We start from the raw sequence: 10492 nt of genomic DNA, 5'->3' as shown, positions 1-10492 counted from the left end.
TAATAACCCAAATGCTAGAACTGTTGCAGGCCGCCAACTATAAATATAACGTTTGGAAGAAGGTAGCACTAGCACAGAAAGTTCCTGTTGCGCCAGATGAAGAGAACGGATACAAAATTGCCATTCATTAGTATAATGACAGGGGTTTGAGGATTGAATCATGGGGCGCTCAAGAATGTCCAAGTTTGCAACTTGAGTGGATTTTGTGAGAGTTTCGGTATCCGCTTTGTAAGCAATTAGGAAAAATTCAGTGGCTGTGATTGCTGTTTTGTTTAAGGCTGAGTCTAACTGATCTTCTGGCAAACCATATAGATAGAAATCTAGTCCATTGAGATCGAGATGAGCTACTGCTTTTTCTATGAAAGTCTGAAGTTCAAAAAGACCAAACACTACTCCTTGAAATTTAGTCTTGGAATTAAGTTGTTTACTGTCAAGAGAATTTTGTGCATTTAGATTATTAGAAGTGAATACTGGAGAGTAAAGCACAAAACCTGGTTTGCCATTTTCCAACTGCACTAAAGGCGTACTTACATTAATACCAAGACGTTCTGCTTTTTTATAGTCCGCAAACGTTTCGGATCGGATACTGCGTCCCAACTAATATAATCTTGCCATCGATCCAAGGGTTCAAAATAGGTTGTGGGGAAGTAAACAGGTCTATCACCAGCCACAACATGGTTTCCTGTTGAATCATACTCGCGAATCTGAAAATTAATTATTCCTTGGGTTTGTAACTTTTGCTCATAAATTTGGCGTTCCTGAGCATCTACTTTTTTAGTCCAACCTAATCCCAACAAGCCGTTGTAATATGGTAATAGAGAACTAGAAAATTCTTGAAATTCTTGCCTAGTGATTATTTTAGCGGTATTAAATAATGCTCCAACCGATCTTGTGAGTTGGATATAGCTATCCAATTGCCTTTGCAATTCACCCACTAATGCCATAGATTGTTGTTCAAACCGCTGTCTATCTTTAGCAACTTCCCAGCGGTGAACCATGAAGGTAGCGACGATCGAAAGGCTGATTCCAGCAAATCCTACTATTCCAGTGGCTGTGTACCGCTTGAATAAATACATAAATTTTATAATTTCTATTAATAATAATTCGCAATAGGATTATATCGTAATATTATAATTTAAGTAATTTTTAATAAATTTTTAAAAAATATTTGATTCAAATCTGCACTATAGTGGTCTGTCAACTTTGAAATGATGGATAGATTTTTGTAACTGTGATTTTATGGATAGATTTTTGTAACTGTGATTTTTGTAACTGTGATTTTACTGATAGATTTTTGGGTAATGCTAACTCTCAAAACTATCTTGACAGACCAATAGTATAATAGCAGGTGCGATCAATGTTTGTTATAAACAGGACTTACGCAAAGACACTATATATAGCGTCTACTAAATAGAGCGATCGCTTCAAAAATTATAGCGATCGCCTGCAAGTTTTTGGCATTGTTAAAACAAGGTAAAAAACAACTATAAAATAACAATAGCTCTGAATTTTATTGTGGGCTTTTTTAGCTCCTGAATCAGATAATCTGAGAGTAATTCGTGTTTGATCTGATAAATAGTTTTTCCTATTTTCACTGCTAACCTTTTTAATAAATTCCAGACTAACATAGAACAGGCTATGTGATTTTTTTGAATTTCCCTGAGACGACCCTATCCAAAATTCAATACCTGTCAATTGCTTAATTCTGGTGTGAAATTCTTCAATTTTCCATCTCGTTTGAGATTCAAATTATACAGCATAAATGCGAAGATTGACTTAAGTTTTTAGTAACAATATATTCTGTTCTGTTGGTAGAAACATTTGCCCGTATGGAGCTTAACTTTTTATTCCTTGGAAAACCTTTAATTTTAATTATTTTTCCTGATATTTTTCTGAGGAGTTCCAACTTAATTCTTCTATTTTTTTATATTTTTCAACACCACCAGTATCATCTACGCGCGCGATTTATTTTTAAGGGATAATAATAGATTTTTTTCATATTATCTATCAATCCCATTAAGCTTTGTGTTGCATACAAACTATCCATTAATACAGTCTTAATTAGTAAAATTTATTGATAATTGGCCACATTGACAATTAGCTCAAATCAATTTAAATAGCCTATCTTTAGTATTAGTTATGATAATTTTGTTGTTCAAGCGTTGGCGGAGCCTAGCGGCAGCTATATCGCTCTCTAAAAATCATAGCGTTAGCGGAGCTTTGCGTCAGCAATCGCTCTATTGAGTAGACGCTATATATAGTGTCTTTGCGTAAGTCCTGATAAATATTCGGCGTTGGTGAATTTAGCTATGATTTTCGTGCTTAGGCAACAGCTCATCTGGCAACAGGGAATAGGGAATAGGGAATAGGTAGGGATGTTGCATACAACGTCCGTACAGATTAGTTCATTCATGAGGTTGTTCAGGAACAAGTACTGATATAGAATCCGATTATACAGTATATGTTTATAATTCTATCCACACTTTCTCGCCTTCAATATCCCGAAACTCTCCACCCTCCCCACACTCCCCACACTCCTCCTGGGAGGGGTTAGGTGGGTTCCCACCCTTCCCACACCCAAATATATGATAAGTATTCAACCGGATTTGATATGAAAGGGGTATTTATAATTCAATCTTGATTACGGTTCGCCCAAATATCTTAATTCTTATGTTGATTCACCAACGCCAAATATTCTAGAGGGGGTTTGCTGCGTTGGCGGAGCCTAGCGGCAGCTATATCGCTACTTTCATGCAACAAAGCCATTATTAATTATTAATTATTAATTATTAATTATTAATTATTAACTTCCTTCTTCAATTTTGTTTTTGATTTAACCATTCATTAATTTCCTGAGCCAACCGCGCGCTATCTTTTGTATTCATCGCTCGCTCGAGTTGATATTTATCTATTTGAGATTGAATTATCACTTGATAACCAGATTCAAACTTAGATGATAATACCTGTAAAATATCTCTAGTATTTCCCTGACATTTCCCGTAAACAAAATTAAACAAATGTCGTTCTACCTGAAAAGTATTACGGTCAATATAAATATAATTCTTTTCTCCAAAGAGTATATATGTTCCCACAAAAATAATAATAAAAATAATATTCCATAAATTGGATTAGTTAGCAGTAAACCAAAAAATATACAAAGCGCTCCACCAACAATTCCAGATTTTTTTAGCTCTCTTAAACTAGGAGCATGAGTATATATTTCTATCATATCTGAAGATTTATTAATACTAATAATACTGCTGAAATTTAGAGGTTTTTTGGCAGAGAAAAATCTTGGTTGCAATCTGGATTGAGATTTAGCTTCTGATTCGAGGTTTACTAATGCTTCACGAGCATTTTTAAAACGTCTTTCCAAATCCATTTCTGTGATTTGATTAATCCATTTTCCTAAACTAGGACTAATATAAACTTTGTCAGTAAATTGAATCTGATAATTTTTTTGTGGTAAATCTGCAGGGATAATTCCAGTTAGTAAATGAATTAAAGTTGTTCCTAAAGCATATAAATCTGAAGCTGGTACTGCTCTACCCCAAAATTGTTCTAGGGGTGCATAACCGATAGTTCCTACAATAGTAAAAGTTGCTCCATTAGCATTACCTTGAGATTGGACTCCGCCAAAATCTACCAGATAAACTTGTTGGTCTGCACCCATAATTAAGTTACTTGGTTTAATATCTCGATGCAAAACAGGAGGTTCTAGTTCGTGGAGATAAATCAGAATTTCTAGCACTTCTTTGGCAATTTTATTCGCATCTTCTTCTATGAATTTTTCTCTCTATCTAATAATTCTTGGAGGGAAAAGCCAGGAATATAATCTTGTACTAATGCAAACCATGATAAACCTGCATCAGCTTCTTTATATAATAAAAAATAATCGCGATAATTAGGGATGCGGGGATGATTTAGGGCTTGTAAAATTTGGGCTTCTGCTTCAAATAAATTTAATTCTTGCCCTAACATTTCTGGACTATAAGCTAACATTTTGATAGTTACTTGTTCTTCTGACTGGGAGTCAAATGCTAGCCAAGTTTTACGACCTGCTACAACATGACCTAATTGTTTTTGTAGTTGGTAACGTTCTTTTAAAATTTTTCCTGGAGTTAACATAGTAAGTCAAAATTCAAAATTCAAAAGTCAAAAGTTAAAAGTTAAAAGTAATCTGAATATTATTGAATCATAATACCGTAGGTTGGCAAGTGAGGCAAAACTGATATCAATTATCACAATAGACATCTCCTTCAAAAGAGGGGACAGGGAACAGGGAACAGGGAACAGGGAAGAATAATTGATAATTTCTGGGTAATAATTGATTTTATTTTTGATTTTTGGAGATGTCTAATACTGAATAATCAGGCGATCGCTACTTTGTGAGTTTGCTCCCTTAACTATTGGACAATAGTTAAATTAATGCTTGAGACTGAATAATCAGGCGATCGCTACCTTGTGAGTTTCCTCCCTTAACTATTGGACAATAGTTAAATTAATGCTCGATACTGAATAATTAGGCGATCGCTACCTTGTGAGTTTCCTCCCTTAACTATTGGACAATAGTTAAATTAATGCTTGAGACTGAATAATTAGGCGATCGCTACCTTGTGAGTTTGCTCCCTTAACTATTGGACAATAGTTAAATGAATTATCCATACTGAATAATCAGGCGATCGCTACCTTGTGAGTTTGCTCCCTTAACTATTGGACAATAGTTAAATTAATGCTCGATACTGAATAATCAGGCGATCGCTACCTTGTGAGTTTGCTCTGCTAGCTATTGGACAATAGTTAAATTAATAATTGAGACTGAGTAATCAAGCGATCGCTACCTTGTGAGTTTGCTCCCTTAACTATTGGACAATAGTTAAATTAATGCTCGATACTGAATAATTAGGCGATCGCTACTTTGTGAGTTTGCTCCCTTAACTATTGGACAATAGTTAAATTAATGCTCAAAAGTGGACTGTTTCAGCTAAAATGATGCAATAGAAAATTGGTTAGAGATTGCTTCACTGTCGTTCGCAATGACAATTCTAACACACTATTTAAGATGAAACAGTCCAGTAGGGTGCGTTAGCGGAACAAAGAAAAGGCGGTGCGTTACGCTGACGCTAACACACCCTACTGTTGTGTCTATTAACTGTCGATAAATTCGGATTTCGTAAGGGTTTTGTCTCCAAACCCCTCAATATTAAGCCTTAGTTTATTCCCATAATATTGCCTAATTACAGGTGGCACACTATAGAGACTTTTTTGTTTTTGAATCAAGGAACGCTGACACAAAGACTGTAGTGTGTTGAATAAATCTGATGGTGGTATTTGTGTAGTTTCTAACAGTTGCGCCAGACTAATAGGTTGATTTTTTGTTACTAAGAGTGACAGAGTTTCTTTTTCTGGTTGGGAGAGGCGATCGCTTTGCTGTTGTAAACTATCTTTCAAATCTTCTGGTAATAAAACAGCATCATCAGGCAATAATTCAATCAAATTTTCTTCTAATTCTTGAATTTGACTTGCCACACTTTTTAACCATAAAGGGTTGCCTTGATAAAGGTGAATAAGTCTTTCCCAATTTTCAATTTCTGCCAAATCATAATCTTTGAGTATTTCTCTGGCATTATTAATATCTAAACCAGTCAGTTGTAAAATAGGAATGAGAGTTTTTTTGCTTTTGACTTGAAGCAGTTTTATGGGTTGTTCCCAACCTATTAATAGGAAGCAACTTTCATGGGATAATTTTTCTATCTGCTTGAAAAAGCAGTCATATTCTTCGTATCCTAGTTTGTACTTTCCAGCTAACTCCCCACTGCTGAAAAGGTGATGAATATCATCTAAGACAACTAAACAATGATGCTTTTGTAAATATTTGATTAGAGGTAAAAATTTTTGTGTGTTTTCGAGTAAATTTTCTGGTTGAGACTGGGAGAAAAACTGAACTAAGTCAGCTTGAAATTCTGCAAAAGTGGGGGATGTTTCTAGACTGCGCCAAATTATATAGTCAAAATTATCTTTAATTTGTTGAACCAGTTTTACTGCTAATGTGGTTTTGCCGATACCAATGATACCTGTAAGTGCTATGAGGTGACAATTTTGTTGTAAAATCCAAGTTTTTAGGGCTTCGAGTTCAGTGGTGCGGTTGTAGAAAATGCCTAACTCTGGCATTTCGTCTAAATCTTGATGTAGCGTTGCGGGTTGTTTGCTGTGAGATTTTTCTTGGTTAGGTTGGTGTGACTTTGGTGTGTCTGGGGGGTGTCTTTGTTTTTGACAGATATTGACACTACCGCTCACGTTTTCTGCGAAGTTTAAAATATTAGAGTTATAAAATCTCTCCATTGCTGAACGAAAATTTGATTTATTGATATCTTCCCCTAATTCCTTTGAAAGAATTTTCCATAATTCTGCACCCACACCTCTAATGCAACTTTCAGAGTAGTTAAAATCTTCAGCTATTTGTCTATATATCTTACGTTTTAGAGTTCCTTGTAGTACCGCTTTTTGTAAATCGTCTAAATGTTGACCTGTTTTCTCAAAGACTATTTGATCGGCCAGTTTTAAGGCTTCTTCTAGACTCATGGGATTAGGGGATAGGATTTGATTTGTATTATTGTTTACATTTGAGAACAGTTTAGTACATTTTAACATTTTTGTACAAAATTTAGATGAAATAGAGACAAAAAACGGACAAAAATGGAAGCTTTTGAGTAGGCAAAACGTTAATACATAGGCAATTATAGATAAAACGTCCAACGTAAATCAAATCTAGAATAAGGTAATGTTCACAACTCATTTTATTCACTTGGCGATCGAGCCAGTCACAACTACAGTAGCATTAGTAGCCCTTGGAAAAATATTTGGAGCAGGAGTAGCTGGGGGAACTGCCGGAAGTGCTATGGTCCAAAAACTCAAAAAGAATAAAGTTAATTGGGGCAGAGCAGTTGGAAAAGGCTTAGAAAGTGTTGATGATGTCTCGTCATTTTTGAGCGGTGTATCTGATACTGCTTCGCTTATAGACTCGTCAAGATCAGACAAGCGTAACTAATCTCAGAGCAATTTCTTGGAAAATCTACTAACATTAGAATTAGTAGATTTCTTGCCTTCATTTAGTTTTTACTTCTTTCACTGTCTAAACATTAGTATCTAAACATTATGAGACTTCCTAAGTATCTAAAAATTATAAGACTTCCTAAGAACATAAGTGATCTTGCTATTATTATAATCATATTTCTTGTGCTTTGCTTCATTGTCGGTGGCTGCAAGGAGTATTTTAGCTATAACACTACGAATAGTGCGCTCGCTTTTTTAGGGTACGCTAATAAAATGTAACGCACCACCTATAATGTTAATTTTCGGTGTGTTTCGCTGACACTTTTTACCTTGTACAGCTAGTAGGGTGCGTTAATGCAATGTAACGCACCGCCTCTTCCATAATTTTTGGTGCGTTACGCTTTCCTACGGAATGCTGCGCAAACGCTAAGACACCCTACTGGACTACAGGATTTTCAGCATTTACCCTGTACATTTTTTGCCCGAAATATGCTGTAAAATCGCTATAGTTATCAGTTGTCAGAAATTACTTTTAACTTTTGACTTTTGACTTTTGAATTTTAACTTGTTTTGACTTACCCATAACCCTATTCCCATTGCCACCATTCCTAATACCATACCAGGTTCAGGTACACTTACATCCTCTAATGGGTTATTGGGGTCGCTTAACTGTTCCTTGCCATCTTCAACTTTGCGGTTAAAACGGTCTGCTGCTGCTTCTGCGCGTCTGAGTGCTTCCCGTTGTTCGTCGTTAACTAAGACGATCATTGAAGAATAAGGAGTGACTATTTTATAAGTCTTGGCGATCGCGTGAATAGTATCCAATTCATCAAGAGTTTCTAAGTTCATTTGTTTACTCAACCCCAAAACTAACTGTTGAGCTGCTAACTGTTGAGCGGCCAGAGGTGCAAAATTCTCCTCAGTTGTTTCATCAGGAGATTTTTTATCCAGGAACCAAGCGTAACCATCAGCAACGCTGACAACAGAATCTCCGAAATTTGATTTTGCGGTCACTTGTTGGAATATTTCGGCAAGTTTTGTTGCTACACCACCCCCGCTTTTTTGAATCAATTTTAATGTGGCATCATCATAAGCAGGCGGCATCGCACCTAAATGCAACATCCACAAAGGTGCAGATAAATTTGGCATCTCTTTATTGTTTCTAGATAATTCATAACTACCTTCATCGCTGACTAATATTACCCCTTTGTAGCGAGTGTCACCTCGTAACTGGAGATACTGTTCCAGCATTTCTTTGTATTGGAGTGTACCGAAAAATGTTACTTTCTCTACATCAAACTGACTAATATCATCAATGCGTTCGGGTGGCAGTGTAACATTAGTCAGAAATAAGTCAGCATCACCATTGCCAAAACTCAGGTCTCCAAAACCATTTTCCAGCAAGGAGTTAATTGTCTTTTTGAGTTCTTTGGTTTGAGCTTTCATACTATAGGAAGTATCCAGTACCACTGCAAAGCGTCCGCTTTCTACTAAAAATTCTTCTGGTGTTTCTAGGGGTTGAGCAGAAATACTGTAGTTGTTAGGGAAATTTATCTGATGTTGTCGGGGAGTTTGTTCGGCGATCGCTGGTACGGTGGGTGGCAACCATGTTTCTTGATAATTTCTGACAAACTCAGCGTTATACATTCGTTGAGTGTCTTTATTCCAATATATGTTGCGTTTCTCTGTCAACTGCGGTAATGCCCAACTATTGTTTTGTGCCATTACTTGATAGGTTAACCACAGGTGCATTTGAGTGGGTTGTTCGGGGTTTTCTTCTCGTTGGGTTGCGGACAATTTTGCTGGTACGGGAAATGCTCGTAAACGATATTGTCTGGGTCCGACTTTTTCTAGAAGTGCAGGGTCAACGGGTCGCTCTCGTCGTACTTGGGAAGTATAGACTTTTTGAGCTGCACCACGGGGGGAAACTTTGAAAGGAAAACGTTTTTCTAGGTTGTCAGTATCGCCTAACCAAATACCTGTAATAACTGCACTTTCTGGCAGGGTAAAATAATAGAGTATTTCTTGGGGTTCAAAGGTTTGATTTTCATAAATTTCATATAGTTCTATATCTGCCCAGTCTCCATGTTCTGTAACTGTAATTTCTTGTTCTTTCAGCCAGACTTTTTGTTGTCCAATATTTAATAATCCAGCCTTAACTTCATCTCGATTTGCTGTTGATTGGATGGCCTTAATAATTGTTTTTTGTTCTCCTTTTTGGATGGGAGTATCGAAAAATTGACTGTATAGTTTTCCAGCTTTTTCTCTATCTTTAGGAGAGCCTTGATATAAGAATGGTGAAATTAGATGATTGAAGTAATTTTGTAATGATTGATTGATCGGTTCTGGTAAGCCAAATGTGCTTCTATACATAATCCGAATTTGGTTACTTTGGGCAGCAGTACCGAGATAACGATATGAGGATAAATAGGCATTGACTAATCCATCTTTAATTAAATTATAATTAGCTAAAAGTTCTTGGCGATCGCTATTATTTCTGACTGGTAAATCTAACATTTGAAAAGCTACAACTTGGGGTTGTTGTTGAAATGAAACAAACAGAATCATCCAAGCAGTTATTACTGCAATAATTCCCTGAAATGTACGTTGATGACCATGTTGATGAGCAAATGTTCTGAGTATTCTTTGTCCAGAATGAACGTATAAACTGGCTAATGCTGAGGGCATAAACACAAATAAAGTTGTTGTTAAAGCCAAGACAAATAAAAATAAGAGCAATGTAAATACATAGCCCGGAGAATAAGTTAACTCAGAAATAATTCCTCGAAGCCAGTAAAATGAGAAAAATTCTCGTACTAACATTACGGATACTGGCACGGCATAAAATAGTAGTAATACTCCCACATATAAACCTGTTAATAACATTAGGGTGTGGGCAAACATTTGTAGCCATGATACTAACTTATTTCGATTAGCATAACCATGTAACATTTCCAGAGCAAAAGCGATAATACTAATGAAAATTGTGGCTAAAATTAAAGTGCTAGCTTGAGTAAGTTCTCGTAGTACGAATAAACGTAAAAGACAGAGTAAAAATAGAGGAGCTTCGACCCCATAAAATAAACGAATTAATTGCAGAGGTTGTTTCCGAAAACGCCATCCACCAATGATAGTAAAAATAGTGGGAATTGCTACTATTCCAATGAAAGTAATTAAAAATTGACTGGGAATTAAACCAGAGAAAGTATCTTCAATTAAAGACCATCCAATAGCTGGTAAAATCCAGAAATAGACAACTCCCAAAAATGTCACATTCCAGACCCAAAAGATACTGTAAAAAGTCAGATTCAGAATTTTTTAATTTTCATAAAATTTACTCCTGCAAATTATTTAGTTATCGAGTAAAAGAACAAAAGAGATTGGGTGCATCTCAATGCATGAATAAAGCCAAAAAATTATGGCTTTTAGGCAACAGGCA

General features: G+C 35.9%; 8 protein-coding genes. 1 reads left to right on the top strand and 7 read right to left on the bottom strand.

All coding sequences use genetic code 11. From position 1 onward, the window contains the following. The 6 genes from SAGCYANO_RS29815 to SAGCYANO_RS29795 all read right to left on the bottom strand — a co-directional run. Window positions 1–597, bottom strand: a 597-nt coding sequence (locus SAGCYANO_RS29815) for a CHASE domain-containing protein (protein ID WP_202223377.1), incomplete at its 3' end; no start/stop codon positions are given. Continuing rightward, window positions 528–1076 carry a CHASE domain-containing protein gene (locus tag SAGCYANO_RS29810; protein ID WP_202223376.1) on the bottom strand — a complete coding sequence of 183 codons (549 nt, stop codon included), beginning with the start codon at window positions 1074–1076 and terminating at the stop codon, window positions 528–530. The genes SAGCYANO_RS29810 and SAGCYANO_RS29815, both read right to left, overlap by 70 nt. 1740 nt (window positions 1077–2816) lie before the next feature. Next, window positions 2817–3017: a hypothetical protein gene (locus SAGCYANO_RS29805; RefSeq protein ID WP_202223375.1), complete on the bottom strand. Its 201-nt coding sequence runs from the start codon at window positions 3015–3017 to the stop codon at window positions 2817–2819. 8 nt (window positions 3018–3025) lie between these two features. Beyond that, window positions 3026–3751: a hypothetical protein gene (locus SAGCYANO_RS29800; protein WP_237396842.1), complete on the bottom strand. Its 726-nt coding sequence runs from the start codon at window positions 3749–3751 to the stop codon at window positions 3026–3028. 29 nt (window positions 3752–3780) lie between these two features. After that, window positions 3781–4128, bottom strand: coding sequence for a protein kinase (locus SAGCYANO_RS45955; RefSeq protein WP_237396841.1), 348 nt, complete (start codon window positions 4126–4128; stop codon window positions 3781–3783). Window positions 4129–5148: 1020 nt separating this feature from the next. After that, window positions 5149–6651: an NB-ARC domain-containing protein gene (locus SAGCYANO_RS29795; RefSeq protein ID WP_307785996.1), complete on the bottom strand. Its 1503-nt coding sequence runs from the start codon at window positions 6649–6651 to the stop codon at window positions 5149–5151. Between the two features lie 130 nt (window positions 6652–6781). Here SAGCYANO_RS29795 and SAGCYANO_RS29790 point away from each other — a divergent pair, with 130 nt between their 5' ends. Next, a complete protein-coding gene (locus SAGCYANO_RS29790) occupies window positions 6782–7048 on the top strand; it encodes a hypothetical protein (protein ID WP_202223374.1) in 267 nt (88 codons plus the stop codon). 524 nt (window positions 7049–7572) lie between these two features. Here the strand turns inward: SAGCYANO_RS29790 and SAGCYANO_RS29785 are convergent. Beyond that, the gene (locus tag SAGCYANO_RS29785) at window positions 7573–10359 is read right to left on the bottom strand and encodes a TIGR02921 family PEP-CTERM protein (protein ID WP_255502754.1); all 2787 of its coding nucleotides are present in this window, start codon (window positions 10357–10359) and stop codon (window positions 7573–7575) included. Window positions 10360–10492 lie beyond the last annotated feature (133 nt).

It is taken from the genome of Okeania sp. KiyG1 (genome assembly GCF_014132355.1).
Lineage (GTDB): Bacteria > Cyanobacteriota > Cyanobacteriia > Cyanobacteriales > Microcoleaceae > Okeania.
Note: the sequence above shows the minus strand (reverse complement) of the source record. Positions and strands in the feature narration are given on the sequence as shown.